This window comes from Haloarcula nitratireducens, assembly GCF_019599505.1.
The window spans coordinates 97870-119845 of the sequence record NZ_RKLT01000004.1 but is presented as its reverse complement, the minus strand read 5'-3'; the positions used below and the strand labels follow the sequence as shown (position 1 = coordinate 119845).

At 66.1% G+C, this 21976-nt stretch carries 18 protein-coding genes; 11 read left to right on the top strand and 7 right to left on the bottom strand.

What is annotated here, in order from left to right; all coding sequences use genetic code 11:
* Positions 1–114 precede the first annotated feature (114 nt).
* The 6 genes from EGH23_RS12945 to EGH23_RS12920 all read left to right on the top strand — a co-directional run bounded on the left by EGH23_RS12945 (position 115) and on the right by EGH23_RS12920 (position 7218).
* Positions 115–924: an SDR family NAD(P)-dependent oxidoreductase gene (locus EGH23_RS12945; RefSeq protein WP_220580414.1), complete on the top strand. Its 810-nt coding sequence runs from the start codon at positions 115–117 to the stop codon at positions 922–924.
* A gap of 199 nt (positions 925–1123) precedes the next feature.
* Complete coding sequence (uvrB, locus tag EGH23_RS12940; protein ID WP_220580413.1) at positions 1124–3187, top strand: excinuclease ABC subunit UvrB; 2064 nt, start codon at positions 1124–1126, stop codon at positions 3185–3187.
* Between the two features lie 59 nt (positions 3188–3246).
* Positions 3247–3735 carry a cation:proton antiporter regulatory subunit gene (locus tag EGH23_RS12935; protein ID WP_220580412.1) on the top strand — a complete coding sequence of 163 codons (489 nt, stop codon included), beginning with the start codon at positions 3247–3249 and terminating at the stop codon, positions 3733–3735.
* Entirely contained in the window at positions 3728–4930 is a 1203-nt protein-coding gene (locus EGH23_RS12930) for a cation:proton antiporter (RefSeq protein WP_220580411.1), read from the top strand. Before EGH23_RS12935 ends, EGH23_RS12930 begins: the two co-directional genes overlap by 8 nt.
* A gap of 250 nt (positions 4931–5180) precedes the next feature.
* A complete protein-coding gene (locus tag EGH23_RS12925) occupies positions 5181–6023 on the top strand; it encodes an alpha/beta fold hydrolase (protein WP_220580410.1) in 843 nt (280 codons plus the stop codon).
* A gap of 262 nt (positions 6024–6285) precedes the next feature.
* Complete coding sequence (locus EGH23_RS12920; RefSeq protein WP_220580409.1) at positions 6286–7218, top strand: hypothetical protein; 933 nt, start codon at positions 6286–6288, stop codon at positions 7216–7218.
* On the opposite strand, the gene EGH23_RS12915 is transcribed toward EGH23_RS12920, so the two are convergent.
* Entirely contained in the window at positions 7219–8157 is a 939-nt protein-coding gene (locus EGH23_RS12915) for a M48 family metallopeptidase (protein WP_220580408.1), read from the bottom strand. It lies immediately after the preceding gene.
* 330 nt (positions 8158–8487) lie between these two features.
* Between EGH23_RS12915 and EGH23_RS12910 the strand changes: the two genes are divergently transcribed.
* From EGH23_RS12910 to EGH23_RS12890, 5 genes are all read left to right on the top strand, one after another.
* Positions 8488–9807 carry a helix-turn-helix transcriptional regulator gene (locus EGH23_RS12910; RefSeq protein WP_220580407.1) on the top strand — a complete coding sequence of 440 codons (1320 nt, stop codon included), beginning with the start codon at positions 8488–8490 and terminating at the stop codon, positions 9805–9807.
* Positions 9808–9931: 124 nt separating this feature from the next.
* Positions 9932–10498 carry a HalX domain-containing protein gene (locus EGH23_RS12905; RefSeq protein ID WP_220580406.1) on the top strand — a complete coding sequence of 189 codons (567 nt, stop codon included), beginning with the start codon at positions 9932–9934 and terminating at the stop codon, positions 10496–10498.
* 65 nt (positions 10499–10563) lie between these two features.
* Positions 10564–10857: an ATPase domain-containing protein gene (locus tag EGH23_RS12900; RefSeq protein ID WP_236044814.1), complete on the top strand. Its 294-nt coding sequence runs from the start codon at positions 10564–10566 to the stop codon at positions 10855–10857.
* Positions 10854–12248, top strand: coding sequence for a sensor histidine kinase (locus EGH23_RS12895; protein WP_220580405.1), 1395 nt, complete (start codon positions 10854–10856; stop codon positions 12246–12248). Before EGH23_RS12900 ends, EGH23_RS12895 begins: the two co-directional genes overlap by 4 nt.
* A gap of 578 nt (positions 12249–12826) precedes the next feature.
* Positions 12827–13411 (top strand): DUF7344 domain-containing protein, encoded by a 585-nt coding sequence (locus tag EGH23_RS12890; protein ID WP_236044813.1) that lies wholly within the window; start codon positions 12827–12829, stop codon positions 13409–13411.
* A 458-nt stretch (positions 13412–13869) separates the two neighbouring features.
* On the opposite strand, the gene EGH23_RS12885 is transcribed toward EGH23_RS12890, so the two are convergent.
* The 6 genes from EGH23_RS12885 to EGH23_RS12860 form a co-directional block, all read right to left on the bottom strand.
* Entirely contained in the window at positions 13870–15552 is a 1683-nt protein-coding gene (locus EGH23_RS12885; protein WP_220580404.1) for an asparagine synthase-related protein, read from the bottom strand.
* 27 nt (positions 15553–15579) lie between these two features.
* Positions 15580–17394 (bottom strand): glutamine--fructose-6-phosphate transaminase (isomerizing), encoded by a 1815-nt coding sequence (glmS, locus tag EGH23_RS12880; RefSeq protein ID WP_220580403.1) that lies wholly within the window; start codon positions 17392–17394, stop codon positions 15580–15582.
* A gap of 566 nt (positions 17395–17960) precedes the next feature.
* Positions 17961–18554 (bottom strand): helix-turn-helix transcriptional regulator, encoded by a 594-nt coding sequence (locus EGH23_RS27030; protein ID WP_328765967.1) that lies wholly within the window; start codon positions 18552–18554, stop codon positions 17961–17963.
* Positions 18555–18803: 249 nt separating this feature from the next.
* Positions 18804–19466: a DUF7344 domain-containing protein gene (locus EGH23_RS12870; RefSeq protein ID WP_220580401.1), complete on the bottom strand. Its 663-nt coding sequence runs from the start codon at positions 19464–19466 to the stop codon at positions 18804–18806.
* A gap of 343 nt (positions 19467–19809) precedes the next feature.
* A complete protein-coding gene (locus tag EGH23_RS12865; protein ID WP_220580400.1) occupies positions 19810–21141 on the bottom strand; it encodes a nucleotide sugar dehydrogenase in 1332 nt (443 codons plus the stop codon).
* Positions 21138–21722 (bottom strand): acyltransferase, encoded by a 585-nt coding sequence (locus tag EGH23_RS12860; protein WP_220580399.1) that lies wholly within the window; start codon positions 21720–21722, stop codon positions 21138–21140. The genes EGH23_RS12865 and EGH23_RS12860 overlap by 4 nt, the downstream gene beginning before the upstream one ends.
* Positions 21723–21976: the final 254 nt, after the last annotated feature.

Sequence of the window (21976 nt, the reverse complement as noted above, 5' to 3'; positions counted from 1 at the left end):
CGCGCTCGCCGCCGTACTCGGCCCGTTGCTGTAGCCCTTTGACTGTTGGGCGCTCGGGTACGTCGCCGACCACACGGCCCCCTCCTTTTCCCCCGACCCCGCTTTGGGTCCGTGATGCCAGTCAACGACGAAGTTCGCACGTCGGAGTCGGTTCGCGATCGGTCCAGCGTCGACGGAAAGACGGCCGTCGTCACGGGCGCGTCCAGCGGTATCGGGCGGGCCATCGCCGAGACGTTCGCCGCGGACGGCGCGGACGTGGTGATCTGTTCGCGAACCCGGGACGACGTCGAAGCGGTCGCCGAGGAACTGAACGGAGCGGGCGTCGACGGGTCGGTGCTCCCGGTCGAGTGCGACGTGACCGACCGAGACGACGTGGAGGCCCTCGCCGAGGCGACCGCCGAGGAGTTCGACGGCGCTGACGTCCTCGTGAACAACGCCGGCGGGGCCGGCCCGGGCGGCACGCTCGACGAGGTCGACGAGGACGACTGGAACGGCGTCATCCAGGTGAACCTCACCGGGGTCTACAACGCGACGCACGCCTTCGCCGACCAGCTCAGGGACGGCGGCGGCGAGGTCGTCAACACGTCCAGCATGGCGGGCCGCTACGGCGTCCCCGAGATGGGGCCCTACAGCGCCGCCAAAGCGGGCGTCAGCGCGCTCACGCGCACGCTCGCCGCAGAGTGGGCCGACGACGACGTCCGCGTGAACGCGGTCGAACCCGGGTTCATCGCGACGCCGCCGGTCCGGGAGATGTTCGGCCTCGACGAGATACCCGACCGCGACGGGGCCGGCCGACGGGTCGGCTCGCCCCACGAGGTCGCGGACACGGTGCGCTTCCTCGCCAGCGACGCCGCCTCGTTCGTCACCGGACAGACCATCGCGCCGACCGGCCCGCCCAACACCTTCCAGCCGCCCGAGAACTGAGACGGGGCGGCGACTCAGGGCGCTGGCTGCGCGGGCGCGCTCGACTCGTTCTCTCGGATATTCTCCGTTCGCACAGTCCGAGGGCCCTCTGGTCCCTCGCTATTGCTCCGCGGTTCCTTCCGGTCACCGCTCCGCCGAGGGTCCTCCCTCCGGTCGGACCCTCGCTAGCCTCAAGTCTATCCAGCCCCTTCCTCGCACAATGAGTGACGCCGGAGGTCCCCTCTCGATCGACCGTCCCGACGCCGACAGCGAGTTCCGCGTAGACGCTCCGTTCGACCCCGCTGGCGACCAGCCAGAGGCCATCAAGCAGCTGGCCGACGGCTACCGGCAGGGGATGGACGAACAGACCCTACTGGGCGTGACCGGCTCCGGGAAGACCAACACCGTCTCGTGGGTCATCGAGGAGATACAGAAGCCGACGCTCGTCATCGCGCACAACAAGACGCTCGCGGCGCAGCTCTACGAGGAGTTCCGCAACCTCTTCCCGGACAACGCCGTCGAGTACTTCGTTTCCTACTACGACTACTACCAGCCGGAGGCCTACGTCGAGCAGACGGACACGTTCATCGACAAGGACGCCTCCATCAACGACGAGATCGACCGGCTGCGCCACTCCGCGACCCGGTCGCTGCTCACGCGGGACGACGTCATCGTCGTCGCCTCGGTCTCGGCCATCTACGGCCTCGGCGACCCGCGCAACTACATCGACATGTCGATGTCGCTGGAGGTCGGCCAGGAGATAGAGCGCGACGAGTTGCTCGGGCGGTTGGTGGACCTGAACTACGAGCGCAACGACGTGGACTTCACGCAGGGTACCTTCCGCGTGCGCGGGGACACGCTCGAAATCTACCCGATGTACGGCCGCTACGCCCTGCGCGTGGAGTTCTGGGGCGACGAGATCGACCGAATGCTGAAGGTCGACCCGCTGGAGGGCGAGGTGGTCCGCGAGGAGCCGGCGGCGCTGGTCCACCCGGCGGAACACTACTCGATCCCCGAACGGCGACTCCAGCGGGCCATCGACGAGATCGAGGAGCAACTCGAACGGCGTATCAGCTACTTCGAGCGCAAGGGCGACGCCGTCGCCGCCCAGCGGATCGAGGAGCGCACGCGGTTCGACTTGGAGATGATGCAGGAGACGGGCTACTGTTCGGGCATCGAGAACTACTCGATCCACCTCTCTGACCGCGAGAGCGGCGAAGCGCCCTACACGCTGCTGGATTACTTCCCCGAGGACTTCCTGACCGTCGTCGACGAGTCCCACCAGACGCTACCCCAGATCCGCGGGCAGTTCGCGGGCGACAAATCGCGCAAGGAGAGCTTAATCGAGAACGGCTTCCGCCTGCCGACGGCGTTCGACAACCGCCCGCTCACCTTCGAGGAATTCGAGGAAAAGACCGACAAGACGCTGTACGTCTCGGCGACGCCGGGCGACTACGAGCGCGAGGAGAGCGCGCGGGTCGTCGAGCAGATCGTCCGCCCCACCCACCTCGTGGACCCGGCCATCGAGACGGCCGACGCCACCGGGCAGGTCGAGGACCTGCTCTCGCGCATCGACGACCGGGTAGACCGCGACGAACGGGTCCTCGTCACCACGCTCACCAAGCGGATGGCCGAGGACCTCACGGAGTATCTCGAGGAGTCGGGCGTCGACGTGGCGTACATGCACGACGAGACCGACACGCTCGAACGGCACGAACTCATCCGCTCGCTTCGACTGGGCGAGATAGACGTCCTCGTGGGTATCAACCTTCTACGTGAGGGATTAGACATTCCGGAGGTGTCGCTCGTGGCGATTCTCGACGCCGACCAGGAGGGGTTCCTCCGCTCGGAGACGACGCTCGTCCAGACGATGGGTCGCGCGGCGCGAAACGTCAACGGCGAGGTCGTCCTCTACGCCGACGACACCAGCGACGCGATGCAGTCGGCCATCGAGGAGACGAAGCGCCGCCGGGAGATCCAACGCGAGTACAACGAGGAACACGGCTTCGAGCCGACGACCATCGAGAAGGAAGTCGGCGAGACGAACCTCCCCGGGAGCGAAACCGACACCAGCGACGTGGCCGGCGACGGACCGGCCGACGAGGACGAAGCGGCACGCCGCGTCGAGCAGTTAGAGGAACGGATGGAGGAGGCCGCGAGCAACTTGGAGTTCGAACTGGCCGCCGACATCCGCGACCGCATCCGCGAACTTCGCGAGGAGTTCGGACTCGCGGGCGGCGACGAGGACGACGGCGGCGTCCCCGCGCCCGGCCCGGACTTCTGACGGTCCGCGGTCCGGATCCGTAGCCCGACACTTATTTTCTGGGCGGGCGTCGTCCCGATATGACCGTCTACGAGACCGACGTACCGGGCGTGGGCAAGAAGTTCGAGGTCGAACTCGGCGGGGACGAGCGACTCGTCATCATTCTCCACCACGACGGCAAGCGCGAGGTGTTTCGAAAGGACGACCCCGATGCGGACGCCGAGCGCCTCTTCTCGCTGTCGGGTCAGCAGGCCCGCGAGATCGGGGCCATCCTCCAGGGCGCGTACTTTCAACCGGTCGACATGGACTCGGTGGACGTTCCCCTCGGAGACGCCATCATTGAGTGGATCGACGTCGCCGACGAGTCGCCGCTGGCGGGCCAGACCCTCGCCGACGCGAAAGTTCGCCAGCGAACGGGTGCCTCCGTCATCGCGATCCAGCGCGACTCCGAGACGCTCCCGAATCCCGGTCCCGAGGAGACCGTCGCCGCGGGCGACATCCTCGTGACGCTCGGAACCCGAGACGAGCAGGTCGCCGTCGAAGAGCTCGTCGCCGACGACGATGGCTGACCTGCTACTGGAAGTCGGCGTCGCCGTCGCCGGGGTCGCCGTCGCCGGTGCGCTGGCCAACAGGGTCGGTCTGTCCGTCATCCCCGCCTACATCCTCGTCGGCGTCCTGCTCGGGCCGAACGCGCCCACGTCTATCCTCGGCGTCCCAGTTACCCTCGTGAGTGATAGCGAGGTGATCGCCGTCCTGGCCGAACTCGGTGTCGTCTTCCTCCTGTTCTTTCTCGGGCTGGAGTTCAGCGTCGAGCAGTTGCTCCGGGACCGCAAAGCGATAACGTCGGTCGGTCTCCTCGACTTCGCTCTCAACTTCGGCGTCGGCCTCGCCATCGGTTTCGCCTTCGGATGGACGCTCATCGAGACGCTGTTTCTGGCGGGGATCGTCTACATCTCTTCGAGCGCCGTCGTCACGAAGTCGCTCATCGAGACGGGCTGGATCGCCAACGACGAGTCCGGCCCCATCCTCGGGACGCTCGTCTTCGAGGACATCCTCATCGCCGTCTACCTCGCGCTGCTGGCCGCGGTCACGAGCGGCGGCGGCCTCCGAGCGGCCGCCGTCTCGGTCGGCGTCGCCTTCCTCTTCCTCGGTGCGCTGGCCGGCGTGGCGTGGTACGGCTCCGCGTGGTTCGAGCGGCTCTTCCGGACCGGTTCGGACGAGTCGTTCGTCCTCCGCGTCGTCGGTCTGACGACGCTCGTCGCGGGCGCGGCGCTCGCGCTCGGCGTCAGCGAGGCCGTCGCCGCCTTCTTCCTCGGCACCGGGCTCAGCCAGACCACCCACGTCGAACGCATCGAACACATCGTCTCGCCCGCCCGCGACCTCTTCGCCGCCGTGTTCTTCTTCGCCATCGGCCTCTCGACGGACGTCACCCTCTTGGCGAGCGTCGCCGGACTGCTCGCGGTGGCCATCGTCGTTACCACGGCCAGCAAACTCGTCAGCGGGACGCTCTCCGGACGTATCTACGGACTCGACGCCCGGCGCTCCGCTCGCGTCGGACTGGGGTTAGTCCCGCGGGGTGAGTTCTCTCTCGTCCTCGTCGCGCTCGCGGCCGACGTCGGAACGGGTCGGCTCGGGTCGGTCCTGCCCGCCTTCGCCGTCGGATACGTCCTCGTGATGAGCGTCGTCGGCTCGGTGCTGGTCCAGCGTGCAGACGGCCTCACCGACGCCGTCCTCTCGCTGACGAGCGACGCTGACGCGAGGTGATTGTAGCCGATAGTCTCCGCTCACGCTGTCGACGGTCTGCAGGCCCCTCTTCGAACGACTCATCGAGAACGAGCCGATCTCGGCCGGCGTGCGGTGAGCGGCGGGGCGACGCTATGCTATTTCGTATAGCGAATAGTAATTCATCAAATCCTAACCACCGGACATAGATTCGGCCGCGAAAGAGCGCGTGAGCGACCGAAACCGCCGAGAGCGTCGAAACGTTTCAGTGACTGGCGACCGACTCCCCGTCATGGCTTCTGAGAGCGCCGTCACGGTCGAGGGCACGGAGATCCACTATCGAGAGATTGGTGACGGCCACCCTGTCGTCTTGCTCCACGGCGGCATCATCGACGCCGCACACGTCTCCTGGCCGCCGGTCGAGAACCGATTGGCTCCGGAGTACCACGTCGTCGCCCCCGACCTGTTGGGCTACGGCGAGAGCGAACTGGCCGATCGGTTGTACTCGATCCCCGGTCACGCCGAGGTGATCGCCGGATTCCTCGACCAGTTGGATCTCGGTCCGGTGACGCTCGTGGGCCTCTCGCTGGGCGGCGGCGTCGCCATCCAGCTCGCGCTCGACCGCCCGGACCTCGTCGAGACGCTCGTTCCCATCGACCCGTTCGGTCTCGGCCGTGAGCTGCCCAACGGCCTGCTCTCCTACGGCCTCGCGCGCGTCCAGATGTGCAACAAACTCGCTATCGCGGCGTTTCGCCGGAGCAGACGGCTCACCCGCGCGAGTCTCGACGGTATCGTCTACGATCTGGACTCGCTGTCCGAGTCCGCCGTCGACGCCGTCTATCGGGAAGTCCAGCGCCCCACTGCCGGCGCGGCCTTCCGACGGTTCCGCGAGGCGGAGGTAACTCGTGAGGGCTATCGAACGACGTTCACCGGCCGGTTCGACGACCTCTCGGTACCGACGCGGCTGCTTCACGGCGCACACGACGAGCTGTTCCCGGTGGCGTGGGCCGAACGGGCCGCCGACCGGATCCCCGACGCCGAACTCCGCGTCCTCGACGACTGCGCTCACTGGGCACCCCGCGAAGACCCGGACGTGGTAGCAGCTCACGTCGAAGACGCCGTCGACGGTTTCTAACGCCCACGGGGCACTTCGCTGGATTGCGGCTCGACGCGGGGTTCTCCTTCACGGTATATCTCATATCGCTATAGGAAATGCAGGGTTCGGTGTTAAGTTCAGGTGTCAGCACGCACCGCCGTCGCCGCCTACACCGCGATCCCGGCGCTGATCAGGGGTTCTCCTCCACTACTTCTGGCCGTTCGCCAGTTTCGGCTTCGGCGCGCTCTGGGTCGGGACTTCGCTCGGCAGCGTTTTCCGCCCGTCGGCCCAACTGGCGCACATGTCATCGGTCCCCCCGCACTGTCACGTCGAGACGACGCTACCGCCGGCCGTTCGGGCGTACTTCGACGCAGAACTGGAGACGCTCGGCGACTACCTCGAACTGGTGCCGGACGCCATCGACGGAGGGACCGGCGACGCGACCGTCGGTCCCGTGCAGGCCGTTCCGTGGGTGTACATCCCCGATCTCACCGGCTGGCGCGGTTTCGCGCTCGCTCGGCTACTGGCCGCGGAACGGGACTGCCCGTGTTACCAACTCTCCGCGCTCGCGCGCGACGGCGTCTCCTCGCTGTGGGGCGCGATCGACCGGAGCGCCGACGGCCCGGTCGTCGTTCACCTGGAGCTGCGGGGCGACACCGGTCCGATCCCGGGGACCCTCCGAGAGGCGGTCCGACGCGGGTTCGACCAGCCCCCGCAGTCGGCGGGCGAGGGCGACCCGATCTCCGGCGACCCGACGAATCTCGTCGTCGTGCTCACCGACACACAACCCTCCAAACGGTTGACGTCGCCGCTGCCCGCCGCCACGTCGCCGGTCAGCGGGGCGACCCTCTCGTACGCGCCCCGGGACAGCATGACGCCGGAACACCCCGACGGGACGACGACGCTCGACGCGCCGCCCGCCGCGCAGGACCGGACGGAGCGACTCGACGGGCTACTCTCCTCGGCGCTCGACGGCGTCGGCGACCCCGACCGGCGAGAGCGCTTCGTGGACGACGCGGTCGAGGCGCTCACCATCACGCAGTCCACGATCGGCCGGCAGGACCTGCTGTTCGACGTCTCGCCGCGGGTGGCGCTGAAACACGGGCATCGACTGGAGCGGGTCGGGCCGGACGAGGCGCTCTCGGGGCTCCGCCGGGACATCCTCGCGGGCGTTCCGCAGAGCCCGGGTAGCGCGGATCTGCGGCGGACGCTCGCGGACCTCCTCCCCGAGTGATTACGGCCGTCGGAACCGCTGCGGGAGCGGCCGCTCGGCGCGCTCGACGAGCCGGGCCACTCGGTCGTCCATCGGCGGGTGCGTCGAGAGCAGTTTCGACAGCGTGCCGTCCTCGTCGCCGTGGACGTACAGCGGCGTCAGCGGACCCAGCTGCGGCGTCGACGCTCGCTCTATCTTCCGGAGCGCCCGCGCGAGCGCCAGCGGGTTTCCCGTCACTTCGACGGCCCGGTCGTCCGCGGCCCACTCCCGCCGGCGGGAGTACGCGAACGCGAGCAGCGTCACGCCGAGTCCCAGCACTGCGACGGCCCGCAACGCGGTGCGCTGGGTCCGGCCGAGCCACGACCGGGACCACGACGACGGGTCGCCGCGAAGCATCGCGACCGCTTGGGCGATCCCGCCGAGCAGGACGACGACCGGGAACACGAGGAGACCGACCAGTCCGACGAGACTCTGCGTGAGGCTATAGGCGAGCGTCTGGACGAGCGCGTCCCGCCCTTCGAGATGCGCCAGTTCGTGCGCTAAGAGCGCCTCCATCTCCTCGGTCGAGAGAATGCCGAACAGCCGCCTGTCGACGACGATGGCCGACCCGAAGCCGCCGATGGCGAAGGCGTTGGGGACGGGGAGGCGGGCGATCAGCAGCGTCGGCGTCTCGACCTCCATCCGGGCGACCAGCTGCTCCAGCCGCTCGTACACTGACGGCGCACGCGAACGCGGGAGGGCCACGGCGTCCAGCGACCGCTTGAGCCGCGTCGTCCCGGTCCAGTAACTCACCAGTCCGAGGACGGCCGCCGTCGTCAGCACGGCGAGCGCGAGCGTCGCCGGCGAGGGCCGGGACGCCCAGAGCGAGACCAGCACCCGGTAGCCGACGACGGCGACGAACAGATACGCCGTCAGCGACGCCAGTCCGAGCGCCGCGAGTCCGATCCGTCGTCCGTTCATACGGACGCTATCCCGAGCGGCGGCGAAACACCTTCGGTCGTTCGCTCCCCCCGTGCGTCCTCTCGATAATGGCAGAGAATCGTCACGTCCGCTCGCGATCTGACGGTGAGACGTACCACAAGGATATTAAATGACAGCACGCATGTGGTAGTACAAGGAATTCCGACGGCCGAACAGTCGGTCCTTTCCGGAACGATGGAAGTACAAGAACACACGGCCGAGTACCGGAGCGGCATCGGAAAACGCGCGGGTTGCCGTAGACGGACCGCCGGGTCGTCCAAACTGCCGACCGAGTGGTTGGGTGGAGGCGCTCGCTGACCGACGAGAACGATGACGAGTGATACAATCGAGGACGGGCGTCTCGCCGACGCCTCGAACGTGCTGGTACTCGCCCCGCTGACACCGGCGGGTAACAGCGCGTTCCTCGAACTCATAACGGCGACGAGCGCTCCCGCCGAGACGAACGTGGTGGCGATCACCTACACGCAGCCGCCGGATACCTGGATCGAAGACTGGAAGAGCCAGATCGGCGAACTGCCCGGCGCGCTCGCGTTCACCCACGCGAACGGCGCGGAGGTGACCAACGAGATAGAGAGCTCGTCGGTCCGCGACGACACGTCGATAACGGTCTCGAAAGTGGACCCGCGCGAGCCGATGGACATCATCGCGCCGGTCACGGAGTCGCTGACCCGCTGGCGGAACAACGACAGACAGACCGTCGTCTCCGTCCAGACGCTCACGATCCTCCTCGAGTACGTGGATTTCGACACGGCGTTTCGCTATCTCCACATCTTGACTCATCGAGTGCAGGACGACGCCATCGGGTTCTACCAGATGGACCCGGAGGTCCACGACGTAGAGACGATCAACACCCTCAAGCCGCTGTTCGACGCGGTCGTCGAGGTCGAGGACGGCGAGTGGCGCGTCACCGAGACGTTCGCCGAGAACGAGCGCGCCTCGACGGACGACCACGCCCAGCGCCACGACACCTCGAACGCCGAGGCCGAGGCCGAGGCCGGAGCCGAACCCGAAGAACAGGGCGTACTCGGCGCTATCAGCGGCGTCCTCGACCGGTTCTCCGGATTCGGCGGGTCGGACGATACGACCGCGTCCACCGCGAGCGAACCGGCCGAGACGACCGAGGCGACCGAGGCGACCGAGGCGACCGAGGCGACCGAGACGACCGAGACGACCGAGACGACCGAGACGACCGGTCCGGAGACCGCCGCGGAACCGGCCGCTCCCTCGGAGGCGGTCGACGGGGGGGCGTCACCGGATACCGCTGGTGACGCCTCGGCGGAGGCGGGACCCGAGTCCGCTCCCGATTCCGAATCCCCCTCGGTCTCCGATGCCGACGTTACCGAGCCCGAGACGAGCGAGGAGGAGATAGAACAGATCCCCGACGAGGCGATGATGACCGACGAGGACCTCATCTGCCAGCTGCTCACCAAGTACGGGGGGCGGATGAAACAGACGGACGTCACCGAGGAGACGACGTGGTCGAAGTCCACGGTGAGCCGCAAACTCTCCGCGATGGAGGAGAAGGGGATCATCACTCGGGTGCAGGTCGGCCGCGGGAACCTCGTCTTCCTCGCGGGCTACGAACCGGAGTCCGCGAAGTCGCCGTTCCTCCAGGAGAAACCCGACTGAGACCGATACTATGAATACGACACAATCACTACGGCATGACCAGTACGCCACCGTCCGACGACGTGGTACGCAACCGACGAGTTGCGGCGCGCATCGCGTGGCTGGGGCCGAACACTACTGACACATGCCGGAGCAAGCGACTGTCCTGATCGTCGACGACGAGAAGCCGATTACGGACGGCTACGCCCAGTGGATATCCGAGGAGTACACCGTCAGGACTGCCTACAGCGGTACTGAAGCGCTCGACAAACTCGACGAAGCGGTCGACATCGTTCTCCTGGACAGACGAATGCCGGACATCTCCGGCGAGGAAGTGCTCGAAGTCCTCAACGAACGCGGTCTCGACTGTCGCGTCGTGTTGGTCTCCGCGGTCGAACCCGACTTCGACATCCTGGAACTGGGATTCGACGCCTATCTCGAGAAACCGGTCTCCGAACCGGCGGAGCTTCGAGACGCCGTCGAGACGTGTCTCCGCCGCTCGGAGTACGACAACAAGATGCAGGAGTTCCTCTCGCTGGCGTCGAAGAAAGCGGCGCTGGAGTCGAAAAAGAGCAACGCGGAACTCGACAGCAGCGAGGAGTACGACACGCTCCAGCGTGAACTGTTGCGGCTCCGCACCGAACTGTCGGATACGACCGGCGCGCTCGACGACCAGGACCTCCGAGCCGAGTTTCAGCACGGTCGGGAGTGAGCCGCTGTCCGGTCTCGGTCCCTCGATAAGGCTATGTAGAGTCGGCGTTCGTACGTGAAAGCAAGATGACAGACCGTTCTTCCGCCCCCGTTTCGACCGGTATCTCCGGTCCCGACGAAGTGCTGAACGGCGGTTTCGTCCGCGGCCGCAGCTATCTCGTCCGCGGCGACCCCGGGACGGGAAAGACGTCGCTCGGAGCGCACTTTCTGGCTGCGGGCGTCGCCGCTGACGAGACGGCCCCCCACCCCTATTTAACGGAGAGCAGCGGCGATAGCAGACGGAACGCCGCGTCGAGCGGACCCGAGTTATCCGACGCGGCGTTTCTGGATCCGAGGACGCGGGGTGGCAGCCACCGATGACGGTCGAGAACCACACGGGCGATCGGACGACGGCGACGGAGAGCGGCCGCGTCCTCTTGCTCATCGACCACGAGCGGAACCGCGAACTACTCGCGAACTCGCTCGCCGCGTCCTACGACATCGTCGTCGGCGAGGGGAGCGCAGACGTCGAAGAGCGCTTCGACCTCTGTATCGTCGACGAGACGCTCTTCTCTCGGTGTCGAGATCGGCTGGAAAACAGGAAAGACGACGAGGGGGCCACGTTTCTGCCGTACCTGTTGGTGAGTTCCGAGGAGTCGTCGGTTCGCAACCCGGCGACCTGGCAGTACGTCGACGAGGTCGTCACGACGCCGGTCGCGAAGGGGGTTCTGACGGCGCGTATCGACGGACTGCTCGAACGGCGGCAGCTCTCGGTGGCGCTGGCACGCGAGAAAGAGCAGAGCGAACAGCGCTTTCGGACGCTCTTCGAGACGGGACCGGACCCGGTCTTCGTGCTGGGTTCCGGAGGTCACATTCGGGCGGTCAACGAGGCGTTTCGGACGCTGACACGCTCGGAAGCGGGGGAGATCGCCGGAAAGCGATTCGAGGAGATCGACGCGTTCCCCCCGGAGACGGCGGCGACGCTGACGGAGTCGCACGACGGGAACCCGGTGACGGTGAGCTACGTCACGCCGAAGGGCGAGACGCGGTACGCGGAAGTGAACGCGGCGTACACCCCGGGAGACGGGGAAACCGGCGAGATAATCGGCGTGCTGCGAGACGTCACCGAGCGACGCCGCCACGAGCGACAGCTCGAACGGCAGAACCGGCGGCTCGACGAGTTCGCGTCGATGTTGGCCCACGAACTGCGGAACCCGCTGGGTATCGCACAGATGTATCTCGGGATGGCGAGACGTGGGGAGAAGGCGGCCTTCGACCAGATAACCGACGCGCTCGACAGAATGGAGACGATGATCGATGCGCTGCTCGACCTGGCTCGGCGGGGCGAGACCGTCGACGACACGGAACAGATCGACCTCGGTACCGTCGCCGAGGAAGCGTGGGGGGCCGTCGAGACGGCCAACGCGACGCTGAACTGCGCAGACGGCGAACCCCTCGCTGCGGACGCCGACCGGCTGGGCGTCGTCTTCGAGAACCTCTTCCAGAACGCCGTCGAGCACGGGGGGCCGGGGGTGGCGGTGGAGGTGGATAGCTACGACGGCGGCTTCTACGTCGCGGACGACGGGTCCGGTATCGACGCCGACCAGCGGGAGATAATCTTCGAGCGGGGATACAGCGCGGCCGACGACGGCGTCGGCATCGGACTGACGATCGTGCGACGGATCAGCGAGGCCCACGGGTGGCGAGTGGAGGTCGGCGAGAGCGACGCCGGCGGCGCACGGTTCGACATAAGCGGCGTCGAGTTTCGCTGAGACGACGCCGAGGCGACCGGCTCGGTACCGGTAGCGGCCGTTTCTCTCACGTCCTCGGTAACCAGTTCGTTATCGCCTCGATGGCCACGAGAGACGCTATCACGCCGCTCTCGAAGGGAGGATCCGTCGCGGCGTAGGACCTTCCTAGTCGCGTGTGATCGGGACCCACGAAACGACCCGTCTCCCCGCCGACCAGCGCGATAAACTGACTATTTCAGTAAAGTTTTCTAACCATTTCACGACAGTCGGGCGACTATTTCATGACAGCCTATTAGTTGTTGTTGAGGGTGTACGGGGCGTTTATCGTTTCTGCCAACAGTAGGACTGGTTCGCTAAGACGCCGAATTTCGGGGCTGGTGAAGCTTACTGAACGAGTGAAACAGTTACGAAGCGTCCGAAACAATCCGTATCGGCGGCGGGACTAGTTATGAGGATGTTTATCGGCTGAAAGAGTACGTTTCGCCGGAAGGAATCCTCTGGTGGCCGGTTTCCGCGACCCCTCGCGTCGAAACCGTCTGCAACCGCTGAGACGGATTTAGGTCCTTATTACCCCGTGCTCTGTAAGACTGGGTAGAGCAATGAGCACGATGCAGAACCCTACCGAGCAGTCCGAGATCGAAGGCGAACTCGCCGAGACCGACGACGAGACCACGCGTGTGCGTGATCTGGCCAAAGACGACATCTTCCACCTCCTGCAGAACCGCCGCCGTCGGGATGCACTCCGCTATCTCGAAGGGGAGGACGAGGAAGTCCGCATGCGCGACCTCGCGGAGCAGGTGGCCGCGTGGGAACACGACACGACGGTACAGGCGCTCACCAGCGACGAGCGCCAGCGGGTCTACATCGCGCTGTACCAGTCCCACCTGCCGAAGCTCGACGACGAGGGCGTCATCGAGTACAACCAGAGCCGCGGGATCGTCGAGCGCACGGCCGTCGCCGACCAGCTCTCGCCGTACCTCGACGCCGACGAGGACGACGAGGAGACGGCCGAAGAGCCAGAGGGGTCCAACGCGCCGTACTACAGCGGGGCGCTCGGCCTGAGCACCCTCGTGGTCGGGAGCGCGGCCGCAGGGCTGGCGCTGCCGACGATGCTCGCGGTCACGGTCGTCGGGCTCGTCGCGCTCACGCTGTTCACGATGGTCACTAACGGCGTTCTGGCGTAGCGGCGTAGTTCAGTCTCCTGCTCGGTATGCGGATGCTCCGCCGCGGGCCGCGGCGGCCGGCATCCCCTCGTGCTCTTCTCATGTGGCACCGACAGGTGATGCGCCGCGCGGTAGTCGAGTTTCGGACGAGACGTTCCGACGACCGCTCTCATACGAGCGACAGCGAGGTCTTTCCCGAGCCACGCCCGCCGAGACACAGCGGTCACGCGGCGGCCCCTCACCGCTCTGCGAACGGCTGACCGGGGTCGAAGTATTCGAAGTATCGCGGAGGTCGCTGATCGTCTCGGAACATCTGTTTTCAATCCCCGCGCACAGGGGAGCGCCTGACTGCGGCGTGTCGGATACTCGGTCTGGATATCGTCTACCGTGTTGCACTCGTCGGCTCGCTGTGCGCTCGGTATCCCGGTCTTCGGGAGGTACAGGACGAGAGCGGGCCCCCGTCTCGGACGTGGAGTGAGTTACCGCTTCGCTCGAATCACTTCGTCGGGAGCGACCGAGTGGTCGAGCGTGGCGTCGAGCCAACTCGCGACGTCGTTGATGCGGAGTTTCGTCCGCGGGGCGAGCTCGTGGATGGACTCGGTCTCGGGGAACAGCTGCTGGTCCATGTTGTTGTTGGCGTAAATCTGGTCGCGGTCCGGCCACGCCGTATCGAACGCGTCGACGACGGGAAGCTTCCGTCGCAGGAACTTCTCTACCTGGTTGACTCGGTAAGAGTCGTGGGGGCGATCGGGCGGTCGGTGGTGGAGGATATCGTCGTCTATCTGTTTGAGCGCGTCGAGGAACACCTGGTCGTTGCGGTGCTCCGGTGGCGTCATCAGGTGCCACTCGACCAACTCCGCGTCGGCGGCGATGAAGCTCTCGATGTAGTTGTCGGCCAGGTGCGCTCGGAACGGCAGCGTCGGCTTCAGCTTGACCCCCAGTAAATCGATGGCGTTGTACACCGAGTCCGCTCGGTCGAGACACCGCTCGAAGGCCGGCCGTATCGTCTCCTCGGCGAACTGCCGCCCCGCCGTTTCGTCGAGCATCCCCCAGTCCTGTTCGCGGACGTCGGAGTCCGGGAAACAACCCAACAGGCCGCAGTAGTGGCCGGCGACGTCCGGGTCCGGGTCGAGCCGATCGCGCGGGAACGTGAGCCCGAACATGTCGAACCCGTCGCGCGGGAGGAAGTACCCCCGGAACATCGTATCGAAGAACAGCCCGTGGTAGATGCTATCGGCCCGTATCTCGGGGTCGTTGCCGCGGTGGTGGATGTGGACCGACTCGCGCAGCCCCTGCGTGTACTGGACCACGTCGTACAGCGTCTGGAGATAGCTGGCGTCCACTTCCAGGATGTCGTGTTCGGCGTCGTACTGATCGGCGAGCAGGCGGGCGACCTGTACCTCGTCGGCGTCCGTAGAACCGATGGAGTAACAGCGGTCGATGTCGTCGATCTGCGAGAGGATTATCCGCGAGTCGTACCCGGCGCTCAACAGTAGGCCGTTCTGACCGGGGAGGCCGCTCCGTCGCTCGAGCGCCCGCTCCATGCGGTCGGCCAGTTCGCCCGCGTAATCGAACTCCGCGGGCCGGTAGACGAACCGCCGTAACTCGCCGGTCTCCTCGGGACCGAGATAGCCGTCGAAGGGCGCACGCTCCAACTCCTCGATCGTCGTTCGGTCGGTGAAGACGTTCCCGAAGTGCGTGAACTCGCGGATCGCGTCCCAGTACGGCGTCGCGTCGTCGATGGTGCGACCGACGTGAGCGGCGTCGCTCCCGAAGACGCGGACGCCGGGAGCGTCGGTGTAGTAACACTCCCAACTGCGGAGCTGGTCCGTGAAGACGCGGGCGATGCCGTCCCGTTCGACGACGGCCAGATACGATCCGTTGACCGATCCGAGGGCGTTCGCCCCCCGCTCGCCGAACGCGTCGTAGAGGTGCTTCGCCGTCGACGTGCTCCCGGCGTCGTCGATGAACGCTTCCCCCCAGAGGACACAGAGTCCGTCCTCGTCGTCGTAGACCTGCGTCCGGCCGGGGAGTCCGAGAGCGACGTCGCTGACGCCGACAGTCACCTGTCTTCCCTCCAACACGCGGTCGTACTTCGCTGGAGCGGCGAACTGGTCGAACGTCTCGCGGTCGCCGAACACTCCAAATACCTCGGTATTCATCAGTGGGAAGATATCTCGGGTGACACGCTATCTAACCGTGACGCTCTTCGCGAGGTTGCGGGGCTTGTCGATGGGCCGTTCGAGCTGTCTGGCCGTGTAGTACGACACCAACTGCAGCTGGATGTTCGCGAGCAGGCTGGAGAGGTCCGGATGCGTGTCCGGGATCGTCAGCCGCTCGTCGGCCACGTCGTCTACGTCTACGGACTCGGGAGCGACCGTGACGATGTTCGCCCCGCGGGCGCGCGCCTCCTCGGCGTTGCTCCGGGTCTGAGTAGAGGGACCGGACCCGAGGAGAGTGAAGATGGTCGTCTCGGGGGTGACCAGCGCCAGCGGGCCGTGTTTGAGGCCGCCCGACGGGAAGCCTTCCGCGTGTTCGTAGGTGATCTCCTTGAACTTCAGCGCGCCCTCGAGGGCGACGGAGTAGTTCAGTTCGTGCCCGATGAAGAAGAACGCCTCCTTATCGAGGTGGTGACGGCTGAGCCGCTCGGCCTCCGTGGTGTCGAGGAGGCGCTGGATGTCCTCGGGGAGCCGCTCGAGCGCGGCGAGGAACTCCTCGCGGTCCTCCCGCGGCGTCCCCTGCGGGAGGTCGTCCGCGAAGTGTTCGGCCAGCAGGCTGAGCGTGACGGCCTGCGACGAGAACGTCTTGGTGGCGGCGACGCCGATCTCCGGCCCGGCGCGGATGTACACCGGCGTATCGACCTCGCGCGCGACCGTCGAGCCGATGACGTTGGTCACCGCGAGCGTCTGTGCGCCCTTCTTCTCGGCGCGGCGAATCGCGGTGAGCGTGTCGGCGGTCTCGCCGCTCTGTGTCACCGCGATCGTCAGCGTGTTGCCGTCGACGGGGATGGTATCGGTGTACTCGTTGGCCCGGTGGGCGGTCGCGGGGATGCCGCGGCGGTTCATCAGGTTACTGCCGAACATCGCCGCGTGGTAGGAGGTCCCACAGGCGACGAGGTGGACCTGTTCGACCCCCTCCAGATCGGCCTCCTCGAGGGCGTCGAGCGTGACCTCGCCCGCCTCCGGGTCGACCCGGCCCTGGATCGTCTTGCGGAGCGACTCGGGCTGGCTGTCGATCTCCTTGAGCATGAAGTGGTCGTACGCGCCCTTGCCGGTCTCCTCGGGGTCCCACTCGACGGTCTCGACGTCGCGGGAGACCTCCTCGCCGTCGGCGTCGGTGATGGTCGCGCCCTCGGCGCTGACCTCGGCGACGTCGCCGTCTTCGAGGTAGCTGACCTGGTTGGTGAACTCGAGGAACGCCGGGACGTCGCTGGCGAGATAGTACTCCCCGTTCTGCTGGCCGAGGACGAGCGGGGAGTCCTGTCGCGTCGCCAACAGCTTCTCGTGGCCCTCGACGAGCGCGACCGTCGCGTAGCTCCCTTCGAGCGAGTCGATCGTGCGCTCGAACGCCTCACGCGCGTCCGCGCCCTCGTCCATGTACCCCTCGATGAGATGCGGGATGACCTCGGTGTCCGTATCGCTCTCGAATTCGTGCCCACGCGCGCGGAGGTCGCTCTTCAGCTCCTCGTAGTTCTCGATGATGCCGTTGTGGACGACGGCGACCCGCTCGGATTCGGCCGTGTGCGGGTGCGCGTTCTCGTCCGTGGGCGGGCCGTGGGTGCTCCAGCGGGTGTGACCGATGCCGATCTCGCCGTCGGGGAGGTTCTGAACGATCGTGTTCTTCAGGTCGCTGATCTGTCCCGACTGCTTGTATATCGAGACGCCGTGACCGTTCTTGACGGCGATCCCGGCGGAGTCGTAGCCGCGGTACTCGAGGTTCTCGAGGCCGGTGATCAGTCGGTCCACCGCGTCGTCCGTGCCGACGCAGGCGATGATCCCACACATCTCAGTACGCCTCCGAGCGGGCGACGGGACTCGACGGAGTGATTCGCAGCGGTACGGTTCTGGGTCGGTCGGACGAAGGGCGAATAGTACTCATCATGATTGCGTGAGTCTACGGTTCTCTCACTCCCACCGTACACCGGGATGGGGCATTACTATCTGCTCGTTAAGGACTCGAGTGACGGAAATCGGACAGAAGCGCAACAGTACCCCCATCGTTTCGGTTGTTTCGGCTTAATCCCCCGAGCGACGGCCGGTTTCCGGGTCTCTGCTTATCACCTCCGTTTGTGGCGCTTATCAGGTGTGTAATTCCGTTTCTGCGGCCTTGCTGTCCGGAGATCCCCCTCCGAATGCGCCCCCGCCGTCACGATGGCAGTCGTTGTCACAAGAACGAGAGATAGAGCGGTCTAATACGTGACAGCACGGTCGGAACGGCCGACCGAACGACCCGCGGAATCCACGTCTCGCGTGAGCGCACGCGCACTGACAGTTCATTCCGTTCAGCGCCGTTCATCGCTTCCCTGCCGGCCGCCACCCTGGCCCGGGTCGAGCGGCCGACGCGGTTCGCGTTATCCGCGATGCTTGAGGACGATGATGTTCTCGCGGCCGTCCTTGTCCTTCCGGATGATGTCCCGGTCGGCCATCCGAGAGAGGAGGCGGCTCACCTTCGCCTTCGACCACTCGGTCTGTTCGACGATCTCCGACTGCTTCATGTAGCCGTCGTTCTCGGCGAGCAACTGCTCGACGCGGTCGGCGTCGGTCAGGGGCTTCCAGGGCTCCTGGTCGTCGTCCGAATCGTCGGAGCCGCCGCCACCGAAGAGACGTTCGCGGACGCGGATGAGCGAGAGGAGGACGAGCGCGAGGAGACCGCCGCTCGCGAGCAATACGACGGAGGGGCTCGAGACGGGCGAGAACACGTTCGTACTGGTGAAGTGAGCGTCGAGCGCCGCTTGAGTCCGGGTCTTTACCGATCCCGTCGCGGCGGCGAGGCTCGCGACCGCTGACCCGCAGGGGAACTCGTCGACGCTTTCGACAGCGTGTGTCTGGGCGGTGGCGTGTCGAGTGTCGGTCGGCTGGTCGACCGGTGCTGCACTCACCGTGCCGACGCAGCTCGAGAGGCCGACGCCGAGGACCAGCACGCCGACGGCGATCGCTACTGGCACTCGCAGTCTCAGCCCAGCGATGCGGGCGGCTGCCCACATTGCGTCATCGCGCTCCCGGGACGCGGGGGTCCCCCGAAAGTGCGCTGCCGGATCTCGTCTCACGAACGGTTTGGGTTGGAAGCACTGTCAGTCACTGTTCGCACAGTGGGCCTTTTGTGGGATAGTTTCTCTCCCGTTAAACTCGGACGCGGGCGGCTGATGTGATTGATAAACGTACAGTTCTCGACCCGGGCAGAACGACTCGTCTGCTTACGTCCACGCGGACGCGGCGGAGGTCAGTGCAAACAGCGCGGTGACGACGACGGCCGTCTGCAGGCCCGAGAGCAGTGTCGAGGGGATCGCCTGGGACCAGACGCCGACGGTCAGGAGGAAGCTCACCGTCGTCACGCCCATGAACGCGGCGTGCTGGCTGACGCCCGCGGGCGCGTCCGCGTCGTCTTCGGTGCCGTCGTCCGCGCCGGCCGCGTCGGGCTCGCCCGCGTCGTCGATGGAGACGGTGTCGTCCGAGCGCGCGGCCGCCTCCGGCGAGTCCACGTACTTGCTCACGCCGTCGAGCAGCGCCGTCGCCTCGACGATCCCGCGGCTCTGGTTGTACTCGATGAGACCGATGTCGTCGAGCTTCGGCAGGTGGGACTGGTACAGCGCGATGTAGACCCGCTGGCGCTCGTCGGACATGAGCTGGCGGACGGTGGTGTCGTGTTCCCACGCGGCCACCTGCTCCGCGATCGTCCGCATCTCGAAGGGACCGTCGTTGTGAATGATATACGCGAGGACGCGCCTCCGGCGCTCGTTCTGGAGGACGTGAAAGAGGTCGTCTTTCGAGATCTCCGTGGGCGCGTCGTCCCCGTCCGCAGTGTCTGTCTCGGTGCTCCGGGTCGAAACGTCGTCGGTCTGCTCTGCGGTTACAGCCATTGGTGTTCTATTCATCCGATTACCCCGGCCATAGATAAAGGGGGGAAGCCATTGCAATCGATTTCAAACGGTTTCCAATCGTTGCGCAACTGTTCTATTCCTCCCCGCACCTTACGGGTTTGATTATACCTCATCGATCACGCAGTCTGAAACACGGAGCTGAGGCGGCCAGACTGGCGGATAAGCCATTAAACGACCCACAATCTACGTCGTCTGGTACGCATCTGGACGTTTCGTTGACAGGTATTCGGAACCGCCGAGCGGTCGGCGCCTAGCGTCGAACGTCACACAGAAGGGGGAAATTCTCGGGGTGAACGCGAGTCCGTCGGTCGGCGCGCGACGATCAGAGGTGGTCGTAGATGAAGCCGGCCTCGGTCGCGTCGGCCTCGTCTACGTCCGCCATCACGTCGACGAGCACCGGGTCGTCGTCGAGCGCGCCCGCGACCTTCGAGAGGTCGAAGCGGTCGAACTCGTCGTGGGGCGTCGCCAGGAAGACGGCGTCGAAGCCCTCGAAGTCCGGCGTGTCCTGGATCGGGATGCCGAAGTGCTCGGCCATCGCGTCGTCCTGGGCGTGCGGGTCGTACCCCTCGACGTCGATGCCGTAGGTCTCCAGTTCGGTGATGACCTCGTCCACTTCGGAGGTGCGGATGTCGCCGACGTTGGGCTTATACGAGAGCCCGAGGATGAGCACCGAGGAGTCCTTGAGGACCTTCCCGGCCTCGTTGAGCCCGCGCATCGTGAGCTCGGCCGCGTGCTTGGGCATGTACTCGTTGACCTCGCGGCCCTGCAGGATGAGGGAGGGCGTGTAGCCCGCTCGTTCGGAGCCGTGAGCGAGGTACAGCGGGTCCACGGGGATGCAGTGGCCGCCGACCAGTCCGGGCCGGTAGTCGTGGAAGTTCCACTTCGTCCCGGCGGCGTCGAGGACCTCGTGGGTGTCGATGTCCATGTGGTCACAGATGATGGCGAGCTCGTTCATCAGCGCGATGTTGAGGTCGCGCTGGACGTTCTCGATGACCTTCGCCGCCTCGGCGGTCTGGATGCTCGGGGCGCGGTAGACGCCCGCGTCGACGACCGTCTCGTAGAGGGTCGCCACGTCCTCGAGCGTCTCGTCGGTGTCGCCGCTGACGATCTTCATCACTTCTTCGAGCGTCTTGCCCTTGTCGCCGGGCGAGAGCCGCTCGGGCGAGTAGCCGAGGTTGAACTCCTCGCCGGCGGTCAGCCCGGACTCCTCCTCGATGATGGGGGCGAGTTCGGACTCGGTCACGCCGGGGTAGACCGTCGATTCGAGGATGATGGTCGTATCCTCGGAGATGTGTTCGCCGACGGTGCGGGCCGCGCCCTTCACGAAGTCTAAGTTCGGGTTCTGCGTGTTGTCGACGGGCGTCGGGACCGTGAGGATGACGTAGTCCGCGCGCACGATGTTGTCCGGCTGTGCGGTGAAGGAGACGTCGCTCTCCGCGACCCGGTCGTGACCGGCCTCGCCGGTGGGGTCGTTGCCGTTACTGAGCGTCTCGACGAGTTCGGGGTCGATGTCGAAGCCGGTGACCTCGAACCCCTCGTCGTCGAACGCCAGCGCGAGCGGCATGCCGACGTAGCCGAGTCCGACGATGCATATCTGTTCGCCCTCGGGACGGGCGCTCTGTTCGCCTGTTCTGTGTGAGACTGATTCACTCATGCTATCACGTTTCCGCCGCTGAGCTGCTCGGGAAGGGGCTTCTCTTCCGCCGGTGCGCCGATGGCGAGCGTGCCCGCCGGGACGTCGTCGGTGACGATGGCTCCGGCGGCCACGAAGGCGTCTTCGCCGACGGTGACGCCGGGGAGAATCGTCGCGTTCGCCGCGATGGAGGCGCCGTCCTCGATGGTCGGCCCGACGAGTTCGGACTCCTGTCTGATGGGATACTGGTCGTTGGTCAACACGGCCTTCGGTCCGACGAAGACGTTGTCGCCGATGGTCGTGTTCTGTGGCACGTAGACGCCCGTCTGGAGACTGACGTCCGAGCCGATCGTCGTCTCGCCGTCGATGACGGTGTCGGTCCCGACGACGACGTCGTCGCCGATGGTCGTGTTCTCGCGCACGAGGACGTCGTGTCCGGTAACGAGGTTCTCACCGACTTCGACGTCGGTGTAGATCGTCGTCCCCGAGCGGATGCGGGCGTCGTCGCCGATGACGGTCGGGTCGGCGTCCTCGCTGTGACGGTAGCCGACCGTCGCGTCGTCGTCGATGTCACAGCCGTCGCCCAGGTCTGTCGCGACCATGCTCACACCTCTGTGTCGCCGACGTCGGCCGCGGCCGCGCCGCTGCTGTTGGATCGGCGCAGGAGAAGGCCGACTGTGACGATGCTCGCAAGGACCACCAGTGTTTTGCTCGATTTCATCGGAATCACGTTCCCCCTCGGGCCGGTCCGGCCCGTGGGCTATCCCAACGGAGTACCCCTACCCGGTTTATTATAAAGGCGATAAGGGTCGTTCGACAGGGGACACGTCGAAAACACGCAGTTCAGGCGCTGAAA

Excerpts from the sequence above, each read along its gene's own strand:
- EGH23_RS12945 (WP_220580414.1), top strand. The coding sequence starts at position 115 with ATGCCAGTCAACGACGAAGTTCGCACGTCGGAGTCGGTTCGCGATCGG.
- uvrB (WP_220580413.1), top strand. The coding sequence starts at position 1,124 with ATGAGTGACGCCGGAGGTCCCCTCTCGATCGACCGTCCCGACGCCGAC.
- EGH23_RS12935 (WP_220580412.1), top strand. The coding sequence starts at position 3,247 with ATGACCGTCTACGAGACCGACGTACCGGGCGTGGGCAAGAAGTTCGAG.
- EGH23_RS12930 (WP_220580411.1), top strand. The coding sequence starts at position 3,728 with ATGGCTGACCTGCTACTGGAAGTCGGCGTCGCCGTCGCCGGGGTCGCC.
- EGH23_RS12925 (WP_220580410.1), top strand. The coding sequence starts at position 5,181 with ATGGCTTCTGAGAGCGCCGTCACGGTCGAGGGCACGGAGATCCACTAT.
- EGH23_RS12920 (WP_220580409.1), top strand. The coding sequence starts at position 6,286 with ATGTCATCGGTCCCCCCGCACTGTCACGTCGAGACGACGCTACCGCCG.
- EGH23_RS12915 (WP_220580408.1), bottom strand. The coding sequence starts at position 8,157 with ATGAACGGACGACGGATCGGACTCGCGGCGCTCGGACTGGCGTCGCTG.
- EGH23_RS12910 (WP_220580407.1), top strand. The coding sequence starts at position 8,488 with ATGACGAGTGATACAATCGAGGACGGGCGTCTCGCCGACGCCTCGAAC.
- EGH23_RS12905 (WP_220580406.1), top strand. The coding sequence starts at position 9,932 with ATGCCGGAGCAAGCGACTGTCCTGATCGTCGACGACGAGAAGCCGATT.
- EGH23_RS12900 (WP_236044814.1), top strand. The coding sequence starts at position 10,564 with ATGACAGACCGTTCTTCCGCCCCCGTTTCGACCGGTATCTCCGGTCCC.
- EGH23_RS12895 (WP_220580405.1), top strand. The coding sequence starts at position 10,854 with ATGACGGTCGAGAACCACACGGGCGATCGGACGACGGCGACGGAGAGC.
- EGH23_RS12890 (WP_236044813.1), top strand. The coding sequence starts at position 12,827 with ATGAGCACGATGCAGAACCCTACCGAGCAGTCCGAGATCGAAGGCGAA.
- EGH23_RS12885 (WP_220580404.1), bottom strand. The coding sequence starts at position 15,552 with ATGAATACCGAGGTATTTGGAGTGTTCGGCGACCGCGAGACGTTCGAC.
- glmS (WP_220580403.1), bottom strand. The coding sequence starts at position 17,394 with ATGTGTGGGATCATCGCCTGCGTCGGCACGGACGACGCGGTGGACCGA.
- EGH23_RS12870 (WP_220580401.1), bottom strand. The coding sequence starts at position 19,466 with ATGGCTGTAACCGCAGAGCAGACCGACGACGTTTCGACCCGGAGCACC.
- EGH23_RS12865 (WP_220580400.1), bottom strand. The coding sequence starts at position 21,141 with ATGAGTGAATCAGTCTCACACAGAACAGGCGAACAGAGCGCCCGTCCC.
- EGH23_RS12860 (WP_220580399.1), bottom strand. The coding sequence starts at position 21,722 with ATGGTCGCGACAGACCTGGGCGACGGCTGTGACATCGACGACGACGCG.